Source organism: Thalassobacillus cyri (assembly GCF_900107755.1).
GTDB classification, from domain to species: Bacteria; Bacillota; Bacilli; order Bacillales; family Halobacillaceae; genus Thalassobacillus; species Thalassobacillus cyri.
In genome coordinates, this window is record NZ_FNQR01000003.1 from 311,343 (window position 1) to 333,057 (window position 21,715).

The following is a 21,715-nucleotide window of genomic DNA, read 5'->3' on the forward strand; positions in this document are numbered from 1 at the left end:
AGTAATCCATGGAAGCCAAAAACCAACAGTTGATCGGTCATTTAGAAGAACTCCGAAAAAGGGTTATCATCACGTTCGTTTCCTTCCTCGGATTTCTTATTGGAGGATTTGTATTTGTTAGACCGCTGTACGGATGGTTGATTAAAGACCTTGATACACAGCTTGCTGTATTGGGACCTAGTGAGATTCTTTGGGTTTATTTGATGATTGCCGCAGTGATTGCCCTGGCTGGAACAATTCCTGTAGCGGCTTTTCAAGTATGGCGATTCGTCGCACCAGCATTGAGTCAGGAAGAACGGAAAGTGACGCTAAGATTCATCCCGGCTTTGTTTTTCCTATTTTTGTTCGGTATCGCATTCGGTTACTTTCTATTGTTTCCTCTGGTCCTGGGATTTTTGATGACCCTATCCGAAGGCCAGTTCGAAATGATGTTTACCGCTGACAAATATTTTCGGTTCCTGATCAACATGACTGTACCGTTCGGATTGTTGTTCGAGATGCCCTTAGTAGTATTGTTTTTGACGAGACTTGGTATTTTGAACCCAATCCGTTTGAAAAGAGCGAGGAAGATCGCCTACTTTGTGATGGTAGTCATTTCAGTCTTGATCACTCCACCAGATTTTCTATCGGATGTCCTGGTGATTTTACCACTTTTGACCTTATATGAAATCAGCATCAGCTTGTCTAACTTTGTTTATAAAAAACGGTTATCATCCGATGAACCTTCAGACCGTACCGTAGCTTAAAAAATGAAAAGATACTTGTGTGTAGATAAGATAACGATCTTCTAAAGGAGGCCATAATCATGCATAGTAAAAGCAATATGAACCGTCGTGATTTTCTTAAAGTGGGCGGTATGAGTACAGCAGCAGTAGCACTAAGTTCAACAGGTTTTTTTTCATTCCGTGAAAGCAAGGCACTAGCTTCTCCAAGCAAAGTGAAAGGTACCGGCGGCGGTTATGGTCCTTTAGTAAAAGATCCAGGTGGAATCCTCGATCTTCCTAAAGGATTTCAATACCGAATCATCTCAGAAGAAGGTGGAACTCTTGAAGATGGTCGTCCAATCCCTGAAAAATTTGATGGCATGGCAGCATTTCCCGGCCAAAATAATTCTACTATCCTGGTACGCAATCATGAATTAAGCGGAAACACAAAGTATCCTGTAATCGGACGGAACCCTTACCAACGGGAACATACTGGCGGGACGACAGCACTTGTAATAGATGCAAATCGTAAAGTACAGAAGGAATATGTGTCATCTTCTGGTACCATTCGTAATTGTGCGGGAGGTGCCACTCCATGGGGCACATGGCTGACTTGCGAGGAAACGTTGGAAGAAGGCCATGGCTATGTATTTGAAGTAGATCCTGCTGATCCAGAAAATAACCTATCTAAAACACCAATCCGTGACATGGGCGCCTTCTCTCATGAAGCTACCGCAATTGATCCGGCAACCGGTATTGTTTATTTGACTGAAGACGGTGGACCAAGCTATTTATATCGATTCATCCCAAGTGATCGTAGCCAAAGAGCGGGTGCATTGCAAAAAGGCGGAACCTTACAGGCTGCCGCAATCGAGGAGATGAGTTTAGATAATACAAGCGAATTCTATACGGGGCAGCGTTTCGGGATTGTGTGGAAAAATGTTGATCCGGAGAAACCAACACTGGAAGCAGGCCAAAAGGGGTGTATTCCATTCAGCCGATTGGAAGGAGCATACTTCGAAGGAGGTGTCTTCTGGTTTGACGACACATCTGCCGGGAATAAAAACCTGGGACGAGTCTATCGTTACATCCCAGCTACCAATACGCTGGAGTTATTCTATGAATCTACCGCCTCCAACGACTTAGAAATGCCTGACAATATTTGCATTACGCCGTGGGGAGATCTCTGGATCGCTGAAGATGGTGACGGCGTCGACCGGATCATCGGGATGACTCCCGAGGGAGAAACCTACCTTTTTGCCGAAAACAAGTTGAACGGCTCAGAGCTTGCAGGCCCTACCTTTTCAACTCAGGGTGATACCTTCTTTGTAAATATCCAGTCACCTGGCCTTACTTTTGCAATCTGGGGGCCTTTCGCAAAGAAAAATGCGGGACGCAGAAGACAGATGGGACATGCGGCCCCACCTCAACAATATGCACCGCAAGTATCGGACAATTTATCTACATTTGCTGAGCTGCAAGGAATGTCCGATCTCGAAGCAGCAGCATTTGAACGTCATGGCATGCCAATTTTATAAAAATACTCGGAGGTGAAGCGAATGTTGTCTAATATCGGAATACCAGGATTGATTCTCGTACTCGTCATCGCCCTGATAATCTTCGGGCCTTCCAAGCTCCCTGAAATAGGTCGAGCGTTTGGGAGTACTTTGAAAGAATTCAAGAATGCAACCAACGACCTGGTCAATGGTGATGAAACATCGGAAGAAAAGAATAAACTTAAAGCTGTGGAGAAAGAAAAACAAAACACCGGAAGTTAAAACGGGAAGCAAGCGGATTTCACTCCGCTTGCTTCTTTGTTTTGTGAAGAAAAAACATAGCGCAAAAATATATACTAATCCACCATGGTTTATCGTAAAATGGGAGTTACAAATTATAGGAGGTAATTCTATCATGCAAAAAACACTAACCATTATAACGGATATTAAACAGGAGGGACAGCAAGTCGGCTGATATAACCAAACTGCTTTAACTCCTGTAAGCCATAAGTCTACTATACGCAGGAGGAAAAAATGAAGAAAATTACGTTAGCATCTCATAATATTAAAATTTTATTCTTATCAAAAATTTTCGGCAGCATTCGATTTATCGCGCCGGTATTGACCCTATTTTACTTTTCACGTGGATTAGATGAACCACAAATACTTTTTGTTATGACATTCTTCAGTGTAGGAGTTTTAATAGGAGAGATTCCCACGGGCATATTTGCCGATCGCTTTGGTGCTAAAGCATCCTTTTTATGCGGGTCATTGCTCGGAATCGGGAGTCACGCTTTATTGCTTGCTGCTTATGAACCATGGATATTCTTTGTCAGCAGTGCACTTACCGGGTTGGCAGCCACTTTTTTCAGTGGTGCGGATGAAGCGTTAATCTATGAATCATTGACGCTATCCAATGAACAGCACCGCATGGACAAAGCTATGGGGCAGATTGGTTCCGCTGCTTTTTTAGTATCCATCATCGTAGTGATCATTGGCGCATTTTTAGCAAAGGATTTGACGAATGAGCAATTCCAACGTTTGATTCTGCTTGGTGTAGTTTTCATGTCGATTGAATTTATATTTCTTTTATTCATTAAAAACCCATCAAAGCAAGGCAACTACACTGATCATGTTCATTCACAGGTAAAAGAAGGATTTCTTGCCATTAAGAAAAACCCGCAAGTGCTCTGGATGTTCATGAATGTTTCCCTTGTTTTCATTCCCGCTGCAGCCATCTTTGAAAAATTCGACCAGAAATTACTGGTGGACGCTGGTCTAGCGGTGTACTTAATCGGTATCGTATATGCAGTCAGTGCGTTCAGCGGGTTTGTCACGTCCCACGCGATTGGCTGGATGACCGGAAAAATCAGCCGGGTAACACTATTATTCATAACTGGCATGCTTGCAGTTGCTGCCCTGGCCGCAGTAGCTGTTTTCCATGCTTACTTATGGGTAGTATTAGGTATGTTACTGGTTCTGAAGGTAGTTAACGCCATAAGGTATCCCGTATACTCCCAGCTATCCAACGACATCATCCCTTCCAACGTAAGGGCGACTACCATATCGCTATTATCGATTCTGGATTCAGGATTCGATATCATCATTTTTCTATCCGTAAGCGGAATGGCTTTATCCGGATTTACACCGATGTTCCTGGCTTGCGCAGCTATCGCTTTAATCGGGGTAATGATTCCAGTTTTGCCAAAGAAAGAGAGTATGCAAGCTACTCCACTTAAAAAACACTCGTAATCGCTACGAGTGTTTTTGCTTACTCTTTGCAAAGCTTCTATTTCATTTCCAACCCTATGCCTAACAGAGAAGGATTCTAATAATCTCAATCCTATTCAGTCAACCGCTTTTGTAAGAAGTATTGATTGAAGCCCTTAGGATGGTCTTCAATCACGCCGAACACTTGAAATCCATTGTTTTGATAAAAATCAGGCGCCTGGAAACTGAATGTATCTAAATAAATCAGTCTGCACTCACTTTCAACAGCGAATTCCTCCAGTTTTCTGAGTAACTCCCGGCCATATCCCTTCCCCCTTAAGCTTTTATCAACCCAGAGAAACTCAATATGCATATGATGCCAGAACATATTGCCAGTGATGCCACCCTTCACGATTCCTTCCTCGTCTTTCAACAGGAAGCCAATTGTTTCATTGGGCGTTTTGATATGGTCAGGTAACTGCTCCATATTATGTTCGATCACTTTCTTCTTTACCAGGTCATAATCTTCCTTGCTACATTTCTCTACTATTTTCATAAATTCGATTCCCCTTTATGTGTTTGCAGCATACCTTTCCGCTTGAGCAATACGCTGGTTCTTACTTTAACTCAAAAAAAGCAGTGGACTTCATATAAGCCACTGCTTTAAGCGTGTTATTTTACCGGAATCCAAACCTCGGAATAATAATGAGAATCATAAGGATCCCCTCCTGTATACACTTCCAGCTCTGAGGTGCCAGCGTGTTCATACCCGCTAGATAGAAACCATTCAGAAAAAATTTTCTTCCATGTGTTTTGGATCGCATCTGGCATAGCACCGTGCACTTCGAACACTGCCCATTTAGAAGCCGAGATTTCTTTACTGGAAAGTCCATCAGGTATATCTCCTTCACGGGCGGCTGCTATCCAGTAGTCTATGCGATTAGATTGGCTGTTGCTTTTATCGACACAGACTCCCAATACACCTTTGACAGCTCCATTATTCACCTTAAACAGTAAATCACCCGTGCCATCCTTGTTTACTTCTTCCCACATTTTCGGAATACCTGTAAGATTCTCTTCATTGACTAATGGAAATTGACGTTTGATTCCGACAATTGTAAATCCTTCTTGTTCCACCCCTTTATATTGCATGGGCTCTGCTCCCTTCAGACTCACCTGGATGACCAGGCGGTTATAAGATTGCAGCTTTCCCGTATACGTCCGCGCTTCACTTGGTGATATACCATGCTGCCTGCGGAATGCTTTCGAAAAAGCCTCGGGGGTGTCATAACCATACTTATAGGCAATATCAATGATACGGGCGTTTGTTTTATTCAATTCCTGAGCTGCTAATGTCATCCGTCTCCTTCTGAGATATTCACCAACCGATATTTCTGTCAACAAGGAAAATACCCGCTGGAAATGAAAGACGGAAACATTAGCCTCGTCAGCAATAGCTTCCATAGAAATCTGATCATATAGATGTTCTTCGATATAATCGATAGCCCTCTGCAATGATTCTACCCATGTCATGTTACTCACTCCCTTAACATGATCGTAGCAAAGCCCTTAATGGAATTCTGGTCAATTTCTGCTTTATTTTGTCAGAGGTATGAGCGGAGATAAGTATCACCTTTTAAATGGGGTCATATTAGAAGGATTTAATTTCTCGCCTTCTATTACAATAGCCATCAACCCATGGTCAGATCGCGTTTCATGCCATTCGTCTTGCTCCCAGAAAACAGCTACTCCACTTTTTACATGGTTAAATACTTTGTCAGCTCCATATACTTCCCCTTCACCACTAACGATAAGCAGGATTTGAGGAACAACCGCTTGATGGTAACCTATTTTCCCTCCAGCTTCCAAATGCATGGCTCCTATGTCCAGAGGATTTTCTGTTTGTAAGATACGACTCATGATAAAATCTGATTCAAATTCGGTAATCGTATGCCCTGATTCTTTATCAAACCGGTAAAAGTCCACGAGATTCCTCCTACATAATGCCACCCATTTCAGCCTTCCACCACCATATCGGCATTTTCCATCGGCTGCTCTTTATCGATATAATATTCTTCCGCTTTCCAGTAGCGGTTGATGAACTTCGAGATATTCGCTCTGATTGCCTCTTTCTCTCGAAGGAACCTTTTTTCCCGTGGACAATCAAGATATACCATATAATCAAAGTAATCTTTCCATTCACTTCTCTGCAGAAATAATCCTTCGATGATAATAATACCATCTTCCGGAAGGGTGATCGTGCGTCTTTGACGTGTATCTGAGTTATTATTATAAAAATCCAATGTCACCTGAGATGAATTCCTGATCTCTTCAAATAATTCTCTACGCAAACCTTTTACATTCCACTGTAAACGATAATATTCATACCATTCTTCCTGACCAGTATCATAACGTTTTCCCCGTTCCACAATATGATCATCCATATGGAATGTTCGAAAAAGGATATTCTCTGCTTCAAGCCTTATACCCAGTTCACTGGCAAAAGTGGTTTTACCAGAACGGCTTAAGCCATCTATTCCTACTACGTATCTTTGATGATCAGTCCCCTTATCTTTAATAACATCTGCCAGTTTATCGACTTCTTCTTTCAACACCGCTCACCTGCTTCGGTACCTTTTTTAATCCTTCGCGTAGACGTAAACTTCCTGGCCGGCCAGCACCATTCTCTTTTCCAGATGCATGCCGATTTTCTGAGCTACATGCCTTGAAGCCATGTTGGCGGGCTGGATGATGGCGATGAATCGTTTAATACCAAGCTGGTAATGACCATAATCAAGGAAAGCCTTGGCCGCCTCCGTCGCATAGCCTTGCCCCCAATAATCACGGGCTATCCAATAGCCGATTTCAATTTCTTCTGCGCCATCTAATTCCCGGGGCACCAGACCGGCATGACCCACAGGAACATTATCTTCTTTCCTCACGAGAACCTTAAAACCCATATCCTCGCCATGCTCATATGTACGATAGATCCATTGTAAAAAATCTTTCGCCTCATCCTTATTTTTCGGTGTTCCCTCACCAATATAACGAACCATCTGAGGATCTGACAGCATACCTGCAAGGAAATCCATATCTTCATCTTCATAGGAACGGACATCTAATCTTCTTTCTGTATAAATTTGCATTTTCTATACACCTCTGTTCTCATTTTTCTGGTTGTGGTCATTCTGCTTTAACACGAAATGCTTCCGCTTTTTGGAAAAAATTCAATTTCTTAATTATCTAAATCATCATCCAAAAAAGAAGCTCTCGGACTTTGTTTTACCTCGTCCTTCTCTTCTATCGATTGACCGATTTTTGAGCTGTTGATACCATCTCTAACAGCTATTTTTACTACCAAATAAAAAATAACAATAGAAAATATGTATAATAAAACTCCCATAAAAAATTCCTCCAGCATTATCAATGGTTCTTGGTTGTATATGAACGTATATTTTTCTTAAGCAAGAGGAAAATGACAACAATTAGAGCAATAGGAATCCCCCATGCCATTACTGCTCCTACTATTACCATAACAATAGAGGTAGTACTCAAAAAGCCTTTCACCTCCCAGTCTGTTGTAAGTTGAACAAGACGGCGTGCTATCATCCAATTTTGTGCGGATACTCGATACGAATGGAAACAATTTCTCCACAGTTGACACAATAGGTGTATATCTTATTGGATCCCATGCTCATTGGTTTACCCAAGGGCCTTACATGTGTGTAATCTGTACCTTCCACAAGTTTCGTTCCACTGCATTTCGGGCACTTCTCCTCGCTCAACCACACCATCTCCTTATTTAATTTTTATACTCGCTTATTTATAAATTCTCCTTTTCCCTTTTAATTCCTGCAAAAAGGCGTCTTCTTATTTCAAGAAGACGCCTAAATTTATCATTCATATTCTTTTTCAATATTTTTGGTACTTCTTACGGTATCAATCGGCCGCACTCTAGCTTCAATCGCTTCCCGCTTCGGCTCCAGGAATGGAGGCAGGGATAATTTTTCTCCTAATGTTTCATAAGGTTCATCCCCCATGAATCCCGGTCCGTCGGTTGCGAATTCAAATAAGATTTGCGGAGCCACATTGCTATATAGAGATCCGAAGAAGTGGCGATTGACATAGCCGGATGTCCGGAAGTTAAAGTTTTCCATTCGCTCTTGCCATTCGTCAAGTACGGAGCGGTCTTCTACCCGGAAGGCTGCATGGTGAACTGTGCCGAATCCTTGGCGGGCTGGTGGCAGGACTGTATTATATTCGACAACTACCTGACCGCCATTACCGCCTTCTCCTACTTCAAACAAATGGAATGTGTCGTCCTGATCGATTTCTTTAAACAGCAGCACTTTCTCCATCACTTTTTTGAAATAATCGATATTATCGACACGAACAAACAATGGCCCTAACCCCGTAATCGCATATTCTAAGGGAATTGGTCCGTCCTGCCAAGGAGTGCCTGGAGCAACTCCGTTATCATTTTCATCAGAAATCAATTGATATTGCTGGTCATCAAAGTCGATAAACGGAAGCACCTTCTTGCCAAACTGCACCTGAATGCCTTCATGCTTCACTTCCAGCCGGTCAAACCGCTTCACCCAGTAATCAAGTGCACCGTCATCCGGCACGCGGAAAGATGTTTTTGAAATCTCGTTGGTGCCATGGACACCCTTCGGAATGCCAGGAAAATCGAAGAACGTCATATCGGTTCCCGGGCTGCCTTGATCATCAGAAAAAAACAAATGGTATGTGCGGATATCATCCTGGTTGACCGTCTTTTTTACCAGGCGCATGCCGAGCACATAGGTGAAGAATTCATAGTTCTTTTCCGCACTGCTCGTAATCGCCGTAACGTGGTGGATCCCTTTTAATTCATTCATAATTTTACCTCCTGTTTCCATTGGATCTATCTGAATCCCTGAATTATTTCGATTTCAAGATAAATATAATACGCAAAATAAATACTGTCAAACGATAAACTTTAGCTGGAGCCAGTAAACCAATTGGCAGAAAAAACTCCTCCCATCAGTAGATGAATGGGAAGAGTTATGAATGGACTGCATAGAAAATTCTTTTTATTACTTTCTCCTTTTGAAGTCAGGGCTTAACGCGCTCCAGACATCAAACAGATTTTCATCTAAATCCCGGAACACAAAATTGTTTCCAGCATGCCCGCGGTCCTCTATTTCCTCCACCTTTACTCCTTTGTCTCTAAGCTCCTTATGTAGTGCTTCCAACGCATTCCACCCATCCACTTCAAATGTCAAAGAGAAGTGTTCCTTTCCTTTCTGGTCTATGAAATTAGCTGTCTCGTTTTCTTTCGTTTTAACTAAAAAAAAGCTTTGGTCTGCTAGATTGATAATTGCTTTATCTTCATCCTGATAGCTTAATTCTGCACCCAAATTATTCACATACCAGTCTTTGGCTTTCTCGACATCAGCAACCGGTATATACGTAGTCCCTACTCGCAATAGTTTTTCTTTCCTCATCACGTCATCCTTCCTCACCATGGTTTTCCTTATGTGAATTTGATCCACTTATCATTACAAAATTAGAGGGATTCATTTGTGGCTCTGTGCTCTTTTCTGTTGGCACCTTATCTCTTAGCCCTGCAGGAAGGAGTGCGGGGGTTATGATATTCTTTGCTCCACGTGCAATCCCAAGCAGGGAGAGGACGAACAATACAAGAAAAATCAAAGGGATCCCTACTAACCAGGGTGCATGAGTCTGTAGATTATAATAATACATACCAATCAGTGAAGCCCAATCGTAGGTGACTGGAACCGGACGGCCTCCCATCAAACTGTAATCTATAAGCGTTCCTCCAAAGAAGAGTTCAAATACTCCTAAGTGAGTCATTACTAAAATGGCTTGAATCGTTTGCCTGGTAAACAAGTTAATGAAACTCTGCTTCAGGTGAGGGAACAAGTGGTAGCGGAATAAATGGAAAGGATCCCCTCCTAATACTCTACTGGAGATGACAAAATCTCTTTTTAAAATGACACTCGTTTCACTTGCGATCAATATAGCAGCAGGTGGAATCAGCAACATGCTGATAACCAGTACTTCCAACGTGAGCCGGAAAGTAAGGCTTGTCGGAAACCCTTCAAATGGTTGCCAAAGCAAAGGTTTTAACAAATTATAAGCAATAAGTGAGGCAGGTATAAAATAAAGGACCGGAAATAGTGTTTTCTACTACTTTGGCTGTTCCTTTAAATTTAAAACCAAGAGGTACCCCGATTATAAAAGCAACAAAAAAGCTCACCATTCCAATGGAAAAAGCACCTAAGATCGTGTATTTGGCACCCTTCAATATATAATAAATAAGGTGATTGCCATTAAAGTCTGTCCCCAGAATAGAATAGTCGAAAGGAGCGAACGGGGCACCGATCATATTATTTTCACTGTCATATAGATAAGGTGTTTTAGCTACGTAAGAATCAAAGAAACCCATATGTATAAAACTTGCCGCCAACATAACAACAATAAATCCAAGACCAGCTACCAGCAGCGGTTGTCTGACAGTTTTCTCCATCATAAGGAGACCTCCTGCTTCGTTGACCAGTAAAGTACTAACTCAATCAACTTAAGAAAAAGGTAAATCGGAATGAAAAAAAGTAAAGCTGTCACGAAGAATACTGGAGGCTGGGAATAATCTAATAAAAAGGATGTCATTCCAAGATTGTTGAACAGGTACTCAATGATCAGGAGATTGCTGATCATGATACTGACCAGAAATTTTGCCTGGTAGGCTAGCCGGACGAACATATTTCTCAAAATGTGCATGAACAATATGTAGGATTTACTCAACCCCTTGCTGACAGCAAGTTCATAATAATGTTCTTTCCGTTCTTCTTCTACCAGTTCCAGCATGGATTGGAAGAAATACATCGTCGGCAATACCGCCAATACTACCGCTGGTGCCAGGACAGCTTCTTCAGCACCAGCACCTGAAACTTTCGCAACGTTTATCCCCGTTTTCTGATACAGCCAGACTAATAGCATTTGTGCTGCTACTACAAACACTATATCTGGAATGCTTTGCAAAAAAGAGGTTGTAGCCACAAAAGCGTTATATACCTTTTTAGGAGCCCGCCATAAGAGTATCGTTCCAAGAAGCGCGATACAAAATGAAGCAGAAAGCGCGATTCCCAAAATGGTCATGGAACTTTCGAATGCTTTTAATATGAAAGGAAATAAATCTCTTTCGACCCCGGATGTCGGGTTGACATATATCAAGGAACCCGGCTCCATCAATTGCTTCCATACATTAGTGAACACTTGCAAACCAGGCCACACAAAACCCTCCACATACATAAACAAGGGTGAAACGCTTACAATAAATATACCAACGATTAAAAAAAGAGGCTTAGTCACCTCTCGTGCTATGTATGATCCCCATTTCATCGATGTATCCTCCGATAACAACCTTTTCCTTTTATTTTATAGGAAGATCATCCTACTGACTACCCTAATGAAAAAAGGCTGTGACTCCATCCGCCCTAATCGGTGAATTATTGATCAGGATATGGCTTTTGCAGGAAGTTCACAGATTGATGGATCAATTTCTTTAATACATCTACATCTACATCAGCTAATTTATTGATATAAACACAGGCTTTCCCTTTGGTATGTTTACCGAAATCTTTCAGCAGTTCTTCATTGTCATCCCCGGTGGCAAAGTACAGGCTGATCTTCGCTTTCCGTGGAGAAAAACCGACCAATGGGGCGTCACCTTCGTGGCCAGAAGCATATTTATAATGATAGCTGCCGAAGCCAATGATACTCGTACCCCACATGTGGGCCTGGTACCCAGTCGTTTCGGTAAATATGTCTAATAGCTGGGAGGCATCCTCCCGCTTCTTCGGACTTTCTACATTTTCGATAAAATCAAGGACACTGTGATCGTTTTGCTTGGTTTTCAGTTCATATGCGATCGTCCACACCCCTCATTCATTGAAATTTAGCTTATATGCCTTGATACATTCAGCGAAAGGTTGATTAATACTTTTCATTGATATCCACTAGTTCAAAACGCTCGCACACGAGCAGCATATTCTCAGAAAACTCCATTCCGATTTCTTTTAATTCTTGTTTAAAAAATCTTTCGTGTACTTCCCGCCAATAACGATAGGTTCGATCGCCTTCTCCCTCTGCAATCGCAAACTCTTCCGATACCTCATTCATCGGCAAAATTTCTACTTGTATAGTTTTAATAATGGCAACTGGCAAGTCCTCACTGTTCAGGATGATGCTATATTCCCCAGTTGCCGGAAGAGGCTCGCTTTCCAATTCATAGAAAACGTACCCAGAGCATGTAGCGGTTTTGTAACCGGCAATCACTAACTGCGCCAGCTCATCCGGATCAGCCCCAAATTGCCAGGCGGTTACAGAAGTTGTTTTTGCTTCGGGATGTTCAACTAAGTAGTCATGCCAATATTTTTGTGATGCTATATTCATATCCAATTCTCCCTCTCTCAACTTTACCCATCACCCTTCTCCATAAAAGGTAATAATTTAGTTATTCTACTATTTCCTGTAATCCCCTTTTAAAAGTAATAAAAAAAGTGCACCCCTTTATCAACAGGATGCACCGATAATTCTAACACTGGTACAAGATTGTCTGGGCGACCCCAATAAAATATTCCGATTCAACAATGATATGATTCAATACTACTTTGGCGGTCGGGTTATTACGGATGGGTTCACTTTCTTCCATTAAGCTGCGGCAGAAGTTGATGAATTGCTGGCTTTGTGAGAGACAGAATGAGACGAGCTGCATAATATCCTGGTATAGCTTTGTTGTAACTTGTCCTTTCGATCGGTTTACTGTTTCAATATAGCGGACCACTTGTTGGTGAGCAACCGCGAAATCTTTTTCCCACTGGGCTAATGCTTGTACATAGTTTTGTTCCAGGTTAGGTACTAATTCCCGAATGACGACGGTATGCTCCTCTTCCTGATGTTTCCAAAACTCTGCTTCGTCAAGGACACGCAATGGCATTTGGTGTCCATAGTAAAATTGCATAGACGTACCCCTCCATCCTATTTTTCTCTTTTACTATATGAAGGGCACAGACAAAAAAAGAACTAGCAATCGAGGAGTGTGATCGCTAGTCCTTATCTTTGTCCTTATCCTGCAGCTGCTTGTTTTTTGTTGTTGATAACGAAATCATCCAGCTTCAGATTGACTGGGTTAGCTATCGTATCGCCTACCGGGCATGTTTTTTCAATGAAAGCTATGAACTCTGCCACTTTCTCTCGTGGTGCGTCTGTCTCGATGTGAATCGTATATCGGATGTCGCTATAGCCGCTACGTACGTCAGATTTATGCATAAAACCGTCTGTATCAAGGTCTCCGGCTATCTCCACCCTGAAATCATCAAACGCTATATCAAATTGTCGGGCATAGGCACGTGCAACAATCGCCTGACAGGCACCCAGGGCGGTTAACAACAGTTCCACTGGATTCATACCAGTGTTGGTTCCCCCCATTTGTGCTGGTTCATCGATGTCACTTCAAAATTTCTGGATGTTGCTTTGACCTGCATTCCTTCTTGTAGTTCTGCAGTTGCATAAAAAGTTGTATTCGGCATGTTGATTACCCCTTCCGGTATCTTCGTATACTTTTATTATAATCATTCCTGAGGAGAAAACCATGGACAAATTGTGAAATGTTGAGCAATGTTTTATAAAAAAAAACTGCAGTTTACCTGCAGCTTTTAAAAATTGATGAAACTAAAAATATAACCGCCTGCCACACCAAGAATCACAATCATCCAGGCAGGCACTTTCCAAATATTCAATAATGCAAACAGTATCGCTCCCAGGGCAAAATCAGTGGCATCGAAAATAGAACTTTTGATTACCGGGTCATAGAATGCCGCCAGCAATATACCCACTACGCTGGCATTGACACCCATCAGGATACCTTGGAAATCCTTTCTTTTTCGCAATTCATTCAAAAATGGTAAAGCAGCAATAATCAATAGAAAGGAAGGCAGGAAGATACCAATGGTGGCAACGATTGCGCCTGCTATTCCTTCCATCATCGTTCCAAGGTAGCTGGAAAAGGTAAATAACGGGCCAGGGACTGCCTGTGCCATTCCATAGCCAGCCAGAAATTCATCCGCTGTCAGCCATCCCTGAGGTACGATTTCCCGTTCGATCATCGGAAGCACAACATGGCCGCCTCCGAAGACTAGCGAGCCGACACGGAAAAAGGTATCAAAAATGCTTAAGAGCGGATTGTCTATCATTTTTGTTAATACCGGCAACATGACAAGCGTAAACACAAGTATGCCAAGCGACGTGATTCCAAGTTTTTTAGAAATATTAACCTTGAACGTCTGCACTTTTGATTCTGCTTTGTCTTTGAACAGTTTTATTCCGAGCAATCCAGCCGCGACGATAACCATGATCTGCATCCATGCGGACGGATATAATAACATAATCGCTGCTGCAACGAGAGCGATTGCTATTCGCGTTTTGTCCGGAGTCAGCTTTTTTCCTAATCCGATTAATGCATGTAATACCACCGCCGCCGCAACTACTTTCAGGCTGTGGATGAACCCGGCATCCCCTAACGTAAAAGTCTGGTACAACATGGCAAAAATAATTAGCACAATAATCGAAGGAACAGTGAAACCGAACCATGCGACAAAACCACCCAGGATACCTCCCCGCAGCATGCCGATGGATATACCGACTTGCGAGCTTGCTGGTCCCGGGAGAAACTGGCACAAGGCAATGATGTCTGCGTATGTTTTATCGTCGAGCCATTTTCTGCGGTCGATGTACTCATCTTTAAAGTAAGCAAGATGAGCGACTGGCCCACCGAAAGAAGTAAGCCCGAGTTTTGTTGATACTGCTAAGATTTCCAGAAGTCTTTTCATCGTCCTTTATTCCCGCCTTTCACTTGATTTCTTTAAACAATTCATACGCCTTCGTGCGCGCCTCTTCGAGAATGGTTTCTCCCTGTGTGGTAATCCGATAATATTTTCTGATTTTTCCGTTTACATTTTTTTCTTCTTTATCTAATAAGCCATCAACTTCCATATGATGGAGAATCGGATACAACGTTCCAGGACTGATATCATAACCATGCTCCCGAAGTTCTTCCAGCATCCATGAGCCATAAATCGCTTCTTCTTTCGCATGATGCAGGATATGAATGTGGATAAAACCCAAGAATAACTTCCTCAAAATTTTATTATCCATAAGTTTGCCCCTTCCAATATCGGATATCAATATCGATTTCCGATATTGATTGTATACAACACTACCACCCTTGTCAACAAAAAATGCCCAGGCATTACGCCTGAGCGATTCTATTTGATTAGGTCAATGCGATTATGAATCAAACAGTACGCAGGTATGTCTGTCGACCCCCATAACACCCCTGGAATCAGCAGTACAGCTAACGCTATGACTCCGAGCCAGCCGATTGCTCCCCAGAGAAATCCGGTCAATGTCCCGCCTGTTGCAACGCCGATATAATAGCTTACGAGATAAATACTGGACGCTCCCCCTTTATGATGGGTAGCAGTCTGATTAACGGAGGCTGCCACCATAGAATGGACGACGAAAAAACCGAAACACATCAGACCGAGACCTGTATATATAAGCGCTACAATCGGTACCGCAGTCAGGACAATCCCTGTAAGCATGACGAGAACGCTCGTAATCACAACTTTCCCCATACCGAAAGAAAGAGACAGTTTACTGGCAACCGGCGAGCTTACCAGTCCCAATCCATAAGCAAAATAAGCGAATGTAATGGTACCAATCGACAAATAGAAAGGTGCCTCACTCAAGTAGAATGGAAGATAAGTCCAGATACCGGTAAACGCCAATTGGATGACAACCCCCATATAAAATGCCGGAATCAGGTTTTTATCTTTCAAATGGATGAACATCCCCGCCAGATCTTCTTTGATTGGAAGTTCGCTCGTTTCAAAGTTCCGCGACTTTGGCAGAAGGATTAGGAATGCTAGGAAGAATAACGCTTCTAACACAAACAGCAGCCATAAGGACATCTGCCAGGAGGCATACTCGGCTATATAGCCAACGAATACCCTCCCGAACATGCCGCCGACTGCGTTGCTTGCGATATAAAAGGAAATCCCGATTCGGACGCTGCGCTGTTCGAATTCCTCTCCAATATAGGCGATTGCTGCCGCCGGCAATCCTGCAACAAAAAAACCCTGAATGAACCGTAGTACTAGCAGAAGTGCGAAAGATTCCAGGAAAGGCATGATGAACAGCGGGATGATTGAGAGAAGTATGGTGACTTTCATCAATTTCACCCTGCCCCAACGATCAGACATCAAGCCGAATACAAGCAGCCCGATGATCAAGGAAACTATCGTAAGCGAGATTAATAAACTGGATGCTGTCGGCGATACATCAAACTCCCGGGTGAATATCGGCAGGATCGGCTGAAGCATATAGATGTTGGAAAAAGTCATGATCGAGGCTGCCGCAAGTGCGATGATCGCCATCCAGAATGGTTTATCCTTTGAAGTGTAGCCATTTTTATATGTACGCTGTTGTTGTCCCAAAAAATCACTTCCTATCACACTCTTGTATATGAAAATATCATTTCGTTATTCCCACTACAAGAGTTTAAAGGACCAAAGTTAATCGATTCCGAATTTTCCATACTCGTGTTAGGATAGAAATAATCATACATAAGAGGAGTGACAAAGCATGTTCAAACCAATCGCTACAGATAAAGCGCCTGCCGCTATCGGCCCTTACTCACAGGCAGTCGATGTCGGAGATGTCATCTATATTTCCGGTCAGATTCCACTCGATCCATCCACACAGGAATTCGTCTCAGACGATGTGAAAGAACAAGCACAGCAGGTTATGAAAAACCTCGGTGGTATCCTGGAAGAAGCAGGCCTCGATTACAGCCATATCGCAAAAGCGAACATCTATCTTGATTCCATGGACGATTTTGCTGTCGTAAATGAGGTGTATGCCAGCTTTTTGAGCGAGCCTTACCCTGCCCGTGCAGCGGTTGAAGTAGGCAAATTGCCTAAGGGTGCGAAAGTGGAGATCGAAGCGATTGCCGTAAAAGAAAAATAATGAAGCCGGGCCCGTGGGCTCGGTTTTTTTGAATTAGGCGAAACGTGCTTTTATTGGGCGACTCTATAGAGTAATCAACTTAATAAAAAAACACCCTCACAAAAGAAGGTGTTCAGGCCATCCATTTTGGTGGTGTATTTTTATCCCAATATATCTCACCGATATTATGATGCTTCTCAAATCCATCCTTGCTCAGATGATAGTGGAAATTAAACCAGTATCCTTCACCTGGACGCTTTTCCCGGCGTACATCAAATCTGGCAATCTCTTCTTTTGTACGATAGTCGGAAAGGTGGAAAATCTTCTCTCCATATCCTGCCGCAGGCTGCTCTGAAATTTCATAATACGGTACTTCCTCTTCCGCTTCTTCTAAAAGGGCTGTTACCACTTCTTCGATGCCAGGCAGGATGACAGAAGCAAACTCATCTTCCACTTTAGTGGCGATTTTAGGTCCTAACTTTGTGACCGCCTGCTCTTTGGCACGCTCTGTCAGGACATTGACCAAATAATCATTCGACGGAGGTTCCAGGGTTGTTTCTTCCTCTGGTATAACTGCTTCAGCTGGTATGTAGGCATCTTCTTTTTCCTTCGGAGATGCTATCTCTTTTTTTGTAGGGGTCTCCGCATCAGCATATGTCGGCGGTATATATAAACCAAGGGTAAGAATTGCAATTAATACGACAGAAACTTTTCTAAACCAGAGCTTCATATGAATTACTCCCTTTTATGTACTATCTTAAATTCTACCATGTTACGAAGGCTTGTCCATATATTATACGAGTTTCCTATAAAAAAGTTTCAAAATTTTTTCAAATTAGAAAACCTGTACTTATTGCTAAGTTCATATAGCGAAAGCCTTAGTTTGATTGCTTTAACAAAATTCAGCTTTTTTGAAGTATAAAAGTTTTAAGGGACCAGTAGAACGACCTGGCCCCTTTTTGTTCAAAGCCTCCACCTGAGGGCAATCGTCAAATGACAGCAATCGATGCCTTCTACTTCAGAGGAAAGCTGCAGATTGAGCCCATCGGGATTCACTTTTGTTTGGACACCGGAATGAATACCTGTCGATTTCAATAGGGCATCGACTTTTTCCATGTCATTGACCTGGGCTGCCGCCATCACATCATGGGCGAATGTTTTTGATTCAGCAAGGCGGTGCAGGACAAGGCTCGCTTCATCCAATAATTTTTCCATAGCTGCTGCAGAATCAGAAAACATGGCAGAATCCACCGGTGGATAGGACGGTTCTTCCGGATACCTCGTTGGAACATAAGGAAGATACCCATATCCAGACTGATAGTACGGTACATATGGATAATAGATCGGATACATCTTAATGTGTCCTCCCCTTCTTTTTCACTCTCCTAAAAGTATATGCATAACAATGGCATCCGGAAGTTGTTCTTTCATGCGATTGTTTTATCTTTCCAATATTGGGATATAAACCATTACAGATCATTTTAAAAAGGAGAATTCTATGGCCAACGGTGCACGAAATTCTTATTATTCCCGCAACCTATGGTCAGGTTTCTTATTCGGGCTTGGACTCGTCGTTTTCTTTGACGAATCTGTTTTCCACCAATTGCTGAATTGGCACCATTTTTATGATAAATCAACTACCGAAATTGGTATCGTATCGGATGGTTTCTTTCATGCGTTCAGCTGGTTTGCGACAATCGGCGGCCTCTTCATGTATGCCGATCTCCGAAGGCGGCAGGCGCTATGGAAAACCAGATGGTGGGGTGGCGTATTACTCGGAATGGGCGCCTTCCAATTGTATGATGGGACCGTCCAGCACAAACTCATGCAGCTGCACCAAATCCGTTACAACGTCGACATTCTTCCTTATGATTTGGTTTGGAATATCACGGCGATTCTTATGGTTATTACTGGTTCCATCATCTTGTTAAAGACACGGCGTCAGGCTGGTACGGGAGGAGTGACCAACCCACTTTCCAATGAATAATACTATTGTTGCTTTTGTATTGGGTGTCCCCTTTGTATTATTGTTTGGGTTTTACATGCTTGCAGTCTATCTTTCCAACCACCATAGACGTTGGCCATTATACCGCAGTGTCTTATGGACGGCTGGGGTCTCTTTTTCCATTCTATCAGTTGCCGGACCAATAGCAGAGCGCGCGCACACTGACTTTACTGCACACATGCTCGGTCACTTGTTTTTAGGAATGCTGGCCCCCCTATTAATGGCGCTGGCTGCCCCCATGTCTCTGCTCCTCAGAACGTTGCCTGTAAAAGGAGCACGGCGACTGACAAGACTGCTTCGAAGTAAGCCTGTCGGTGTACTTAGCAACCCGGTGACAGCGACGATTCTGAATATCGGCGGCCTGTGGCTGCTTTACACTACTGATCTTTATATGATGATGCACCATAGTATAATCTTACATGTTTTCATACACATTCATGTTTTTTTAGCTGGATACTTATTTACTATCTCGATGATTTACATCGACCCGATCCCGCACCGTTTCAGCTACCGTTACCGGGCGATTGTGCTGGTGATTGCTCTTGCTGGTCATGGCATTTTATCAAAATTCATTTACGCCAATCCGCCTTCCGGGGTGCCGGCTGACCAGGCACAGGCTGGAAGCAGGCTGATGTATTACGGCGGTGATATGATCGATGTTGTAATTATCTTCCTGCTTTTTCTCTATTGGTACCAGGCGGCACGGCCTCGGAAACGTGCAGCACAAGTAACATGACAGGATAGTTAAACGGAAGCAGAGCCCTCGAGGGGTTCTGCTTCCGTTTTATTGGCCAAACCTTAGATTTATTGGCTGAATTTCGTATATATTGGCTATTTTTTAAATATATTAGCTAATCCCTCATTTTATTGGCTAAACGTCAAAAACGCCAGCCGTGGTAACTTTACGGCTGGCGCTTTTAACGAATTTACATATTTAGAACAAATAGCTTATCACGGGTCATGGATTCGATGCTTCGGCGTATGCCCTGTGCACCCAGTCCGGAATTTTTCGCTCCAATGAATGGAAAATGATCTGGGCCACGCTCCGTTTTTGCATTCAACTGAACAGATCCAACGTGAAGCTTTCCTCCGATGTCCATTGCTTTTTGGACATCTGCTGTGAAAATACTCGCCTGCAAGCCATATTGAGATTCATTGGCAACGGCTACGAAATCTTTTTCATCAGTGATTCGAATAATTGGAAGTACTGGACCGAATGGCTCTTCCCAGGCAATATCCATATCGGATGTTACTTCATCGATCAATGTCGGATAAATCAGGTTGCCTTCCCGTTTGTTGCCTGTTACTAATTTCGCACCTTTTTCAAGAGCGTCATTAATCAAGCCTTGTACAAAGTCCGCTGCTTTGCCATCGATCAGCGGGGTTACAGCAGCGTCGTCTTGCGGATTTCCAACCGTCAGACCTTCCACTTTCTGTTTGATTTTTTCAGAGAGCTGGTCGGCGACTGAATCAGCGACCAAGACCCGTTTGATGGCTGTACAGCGCTGACCGGAATAAGAATAAGCACCGCTTGCGATTTGGTCGGCCGCTAAGTCAAGATCAGCATCGTTCAAAACGATTGCCGGATCTTTTCCGCCTAATTCTAGAACAACAGGAATCATTTTCGCTTTTTCAGAGATGGATTGACCGACCTCCGTGCTTCCTGTAAATGTGATCATGCTGATTTCTGGATGGGTAACAATAAAATCTCCGATTTCAGAGCCCTTCCCTGTCACCAGTTGGACAATATCTTCTGGAATTTCAGTTTCAAGCAAAGCATCAATCATGAGACGGCCGCTTAAAGCACCTTGAGATGCTGGTTTGAAAACTACTGAATTTCCAGAAATCAATGCTGGGGCAATTTTTGATGCGGCTAAATTAACTGGATAGTTGAATGGGGATATTGCTAAAACGACACCGAGGGGCTCGCGGTCCGCCATCGCTATTTTGTTAGAGCTTCCGCCTCGGAATGAATCACCACGGAGCATGTCGCCATGAATACGGCATCCTTCCTCAGCAGTATAGCGAATCAAATCGGCCGTTCGTTTTACTTCTTTCATCGCAGAAGCTTTGTTTTTTCCTACTTCTTTGTAAATCATCGTACCAATTTTCTCTTGTTGTTCGAGTAAACGATCGGCCCATTTATGTAGAATGTCCGCTCGCTTATATACTTCTGTTTCGGCCCAGGCCTGTTGGGCTTTACTCGCCTTTGTTATCGCCTGATTGACTTCTTCTTGAGACATCAATGAAAATGACCCGATTGCTTCTTCTCCTGCTACAGAATAAACCACTTTTTCTTTCTCCACTGTCATGCTGATAATGTACCACTCCTTCAAAATTGGATTATTCTGATTATTAGGGATGAGCCATAATTTCTCAAACCGCAATAAAGCGGTAACATTTTAGGAATAACCGCTTCTAGCTCAAATAGCGAGGGTTATACTTGCTTATCCTTAGTTTTTCACGTTAATGTGATAAAGTTCCAGGAATTTGAATGGTTGTGTGGTATCACTATAAGGAACAAAAGCGCAAGCGCCTTGCTCACCCCCGACAAGTTTAAGCCAAGACTCGCCGTGACGTTTTGTTTACTTTCATTCCAATTAAGTTTAATAAAGGTTTAAAGGATAAGTAAAACGAAGGCTTTCGCCATAAACCATTGGCGATAAGCCGATTTTTCCTAATCACAGAGAGAATTGACTAAAGACCTCGAGGGGTAGGCGCTGGCC

The 21,715-nt window shown here is 42.8% G+C and carries 27 protein-coding genes and 1 pseudogene; 7 read left to right on the forward strand and 21 right to left on the reverse strand.

Features of this window, described 5'->3' with window-relative positions:
- Window positions 1-8 precede the first annotated feature (8 nt).
- The 4 genes from tatC to BLV00_RS05715 all read left to right on the forward strand — a co-directional run bounded on the left by tatC (window position 9) and on the right by BLV00_RS05715 (window position 3,952).
- Window positions 9-746, forward strand: coding sequence for a twin-arginine translocase subunit TatC (gene tatC / locus BLV00_RS05700; RefSeq protein ID WP_093043304.1), 738 nt, complete (start codon window positions 9-11; stop codon window positions 744-746).
- Window positions 747-805: 59 nt separating this feature from the next.
- A complete protein-coding gene (locus BLV00_RS05705) occupies window positions 806-2,242 on the forward strand; it encodes an alkaline phosphatase PhoX (RefSeq protein WP_093043306.1) in 1,437 nt (478 codons plus the stop codon).
- A 21-nt stretch (window positions 2,243-2,263) separates the two neighbouring features.
- Window positions 2,264-2,482, forward strand: coding sequence for a twin-arginine translocase TatA/TatE family subunit (locus BLV00_RS05710; RefSeq protein ID WP_093043308.1), 219 nt, complete (start codon window positions 2,264-2,266; stop codon window positions 2,480-2,482).
- 252 nt (window positions 2,483-2,734) lie between these two features.
- On the forward strand, window positions 2,735-3,952 hold the full coding sequence (locus BLV00_RS05715) for an MFS transporter (RefSeq protein WP_093043310.1): 1,218 nt from the start codon (window positions 2,735-2,737) through the stop codon (window positions 3,950-3,952).
- A gap of 91 nt (window positions 3,953-4,043) precedes the next feature.
- Here BLV00_RS05715 and BLV00_RS05720 read toward each other — a convergent pair whose 3' ends face one another.
- The 18 genes and pseudogenes from BLV00_RS05720 to BLV00_RS05805 form a co-directional block, all read right to left on the reverse strand.
- Complete coding sequence (locus BLV00_RS05720) at window positions 4,044-4,466, reverse strand: GNAT family N-acetyltransferase (RefSeq protein ID WP_093043312.1); 423 nt, start codon at window positions 4,464-4,466, stop codon at window positions 4,044-4,046.
- A gap of 116 nt (window positions 4,467-4,582) precedes the next feature.
- The gene (locus tag BLV00_RS05725) at window positions 4,583-5,443 is read right to left on the reverse strand and encodes an AraC family transcriptional regulator (protein ID WP_093043314.1); all 861 of its coding nucleotides are present in this window, start codon (window positions 5,441-5,443) and stop codon (window positions 4,583-4,585) included.
- A 96-nt stretch (window positions 5,444-5,539) separates the two neighbouring features.
- Complete coding sequence (locus BLV00_RS05730; RefSeq protein ID WP_093043316.1) at window positions 5,540-5,896, reverse strand: cupin domain-containing protein; 357 nt, start codon at window positions 5,894-5,896, stop codon at window positions 5,540-5,542.
- A gap of 29 nt (window positions 5,897-5,925) precedes the next feature.
- Window positions 5,926-6,522: a kinase gene (locus BLV00_RS05735; protein ID WP_245728854.1), complete on the reverse strand. Its 597-nt coding sequence runs from the start codon at window positions 6,520-6,522 to the stop codon at window positions 5,926-5,928.
- Window positions 6,523-6,549: 27 nt separating this feature from the next.
- Complete coding sequence (locus BLV00_RS05740; protein ID WP_093043318.1) at window positions 6,550-7,056, reverse strand: GNAT family N-acetyltransferase; 507 nt, start codon at window positions 7,054-7,056, stop codon at window positions 6,550-6,552.
- An 89-nt stretch (window positions 7,057-7,145) separates the two neighbouring features.
- Window positions 7,146-7,313 (reverse strand): hypothetical protein, encoded by a 168-nt coding sequence (locus tag BLV00_RS21910; RefSeq protein ID WP_176791342.1) that lies wholly within the window; start codon window positions 7,311-7,313, stop codon window positions 7,146-7,148.
- 493 nt (window positions 7,314-7,806) lie between these two features.
- Window positions 7,807-8,790, reverse strand: coding sequence for a ring-cleaving dioxygenase (locus BLV00_RS05750; RefSeq protein ID WP_093043322.1), 984 nt, complete (start codon window positions 8,788-8,790; stop codon window positions 7,807-7,809).
- A 198-nt stretch (window positions 8,791-8,988) separates the two neighbouring features.
- The gene (locus tag BLV00_RS05755) at window positions 8,989-9,399 is read right to left on the reverse strand and encodes a VOC family protein (protein ID WP_093043324.1); all 411 of its coding nucleotides are present in this window, start codon (window positions 9,397-9,399) and stop codon (window positions 8,989-8,991) included.
- A 4-nt stretch (window positions 9,400-9,403) separates the two neighbouring features.
- A complete protein-coding gene (locus BLV00_RS05760; protein WP_245728840.1) occupies window positions 9,404-10,036 on the reverse strand; it encodes an ABC transporter permease subunit in 633 nt (210 codons plus the stop codon).
- Between the two features lie 13 nt (window positions 10,037-10,049).
- Window positions 10,050-10,448, reverse strand: a complete 399-nt coding sequence (locus BLV00_RS05765; RefSeq protein WP_093043328.1) for a hypothetical protein — start codon at window positions 10,446-10,448, stop codon at window positions 10,050-10,052.
- A complete protein-coding gene (locus BLV00_RS05770; protein ID WP_093043330.1) occupies window positions 10,445-11,317 on the reverse strand; it encodes an ABC transporter permease subunit in 873 nt (290 codons plus the stop codon). Before BLV00_RS05770 ends, BLV00_RS05765 begins: the two co-directional genes overlap by 4 nt.
- 107 nt (window positions 11,318-11,424) lie before the next feature.
- Window positions 11,425-11,847, reverse strand: coding sequence for a DUF1801 domain-containing protein (locus BLV00_RS05775; protein WP_093043432.1), 423 nt, complete (start codon window positions 11,845-11,847; stop codon window positions 11,425-11,427).
- Window positions 11,848-11,911: 64 nt separating this feature from the next.
- Window positions 11,912-12,370 (reverse strand): ASCH domain-containing protein, encoded by a 459-nt coding sequence (locus BLV00_RS05780; RefSeq protein WP_093043332.1) that lies wholly within the window; start codon window positions 12,368-12,370, stop codon window positions 11,912-11,914.
- A 142-nt stretch (window positions 12,371-12,512) separates the two neighbouring features.
- Window positions 12,513-12,938, reverse strand: coding sequence for a DUF2935 domain-containing protein (locus BLV00_RS05785; RefSeq protein WP_093043334.1), 426 nt, complete (start codon window positions 12,936-12,938; stop codon window positions 12,513-12,515).
- Window positions 12,939-13,042: 104 nt separating this feature from the next.
- Window positions 13,043-13,506: pseudogene (locus BLV00_RS05790) on the reverse strand (OsmC family protein).
- A gap of 126 nt (window positions 13,507-13,632) precedes the next feature.
- Window positions 13,633-14,805 (reverse strand): chromate efflux transporter, encoded by a 1,173-nt coding sequence (gene chrA, locus BLV00_RS05795; protein WP_093043336.1) that lies wholly within the window; start codon window positions 14,803-14,805, stop codon window positions 13,633-13,635.
- A 19-nt stretch (window positions 14,806-14,824) separates the two neighbouring features.
- On the reverse strand, window positions 14,825-15,130 hold the full coding sequence (locus BLV00_RS05800; RefSeq protein ID WP_093043338.1) for a PadR family transcriptional regulator: 306 nt from the start codon (window positions 15,128-15,130) through the stop codon (window positions 14,825-14,827).
- Window positions 15,131-15,240: 110 nt separating this feature from the next.
- Complete coding sequence (locus tag BLV00_RS05805; protein WP_245728842.1) at window positions 15,241-16,473, reverse strand: MFS transporter; 1,233 nt, start codon at window positions 16,471-16,473, stop codon at window positions 15,241-15,243.
- 148 nt (window positions 16,474-16,621) lie between these two features.
- On the opposite strand from BLV00_RS05805, the gene BLV00_RS05810 reads away from it, so the two are divergent.
- The gene (locus BLV00_RS05810) at window positions 16,622-17,005 is read left to right on the forward strand and encodes a RidA family protein (RefSeq protein WP_093043340.1); all 384 of its coding nucleotides are present in this window, start codon (window positions 16,622-16,624) and stop codon (window positions 17,003-17,005) included.
- A 112-nt stretch (window positions 17,006-17,117) separates the two neighbouring features.
- On the opposite strand, the gene BLV00_RS05815 is transcribed toward BLV00_RS05810, so the two are convergent.
- The gene (locus BLV00_RS05815) at window positions 17,118-17,714 is read right to left on the reverse strand and encodes a YpjP family protein (RefSeq protein ID WP_093043342.1); all 597 of its coding nucleotides are present in this window, start codon (window positions 17,712-17,714) and stop codon (window positions 17,118-17,120) included.
- A 233-nt stretch (window positions 17,715-17,947) separates the two neighbouring features.
- Window positions 17,948-18,337 (reverse strand): YuzC family spore coat inner layer protein, encoded by a 390-nt coding sequence (locus BLV00_RS05820; protein WP_093043344.1) that lies wholly within the window; start codon window positions 18,335-18,337, stop codon window positions 17,948-17,950.
- A 145-nt stretch (window positions 18,338-18,482) separates the two neighbouring features.
- Here BLV00_RS05820 and BLV00_RS05825 point away from each other — a divergent pair, with 145 nt between their 5' ends.
- The gene (locus BLV00_RS05825; RefSeq protein WP_093043346.1) at window positions 18,483-18,971 is read left to right on the forward strand and encodes a DUF2243 domain-containing protein; all 489 of its coding nucleotides are present in this window, start codon (window positions 18,483-18,485) and stop codon (window positions 18,969-18,971) included.
- The gene (locus BLV00_RS05830; protein WP_093043348.1) at window positions 18,964-19,725 is read left to right on the forward strand and encodes a cytochrome c oxidase assembly protein; all 762 of its coding nucleotides are present in this window, start codon (window positions 18,964-18,966) and stop codon (window positions 19,723-19,725) included. The genes BLV00_RS05825 and BLV00_RS05830 overlap by 8 nt, the downstream gene beginning before the upstream one ends.
- 190 nt (window positions 19,726-19,915) lie before the next feature.
- On the opposite strand, the gene BLV00_RS05835 is transcribed toward BLV00_RS05830, so the two are convergent.
- On the reverse strand, window positions 19,916-21,376 hold the full coding sequence (locus tag BLV00_RS05835; protein ID WP_245728844.1) for an NADP-dependent glyceraldehyde-3-phosphate dehydrogenase: 1,461 nt from the start codon (window positions 21,374-21,376) through the stop codon (window positions 19,916-19,918).
- Between the last annotated feature and the right edge of the window lie 339 nt (window positions 21,377-21,715).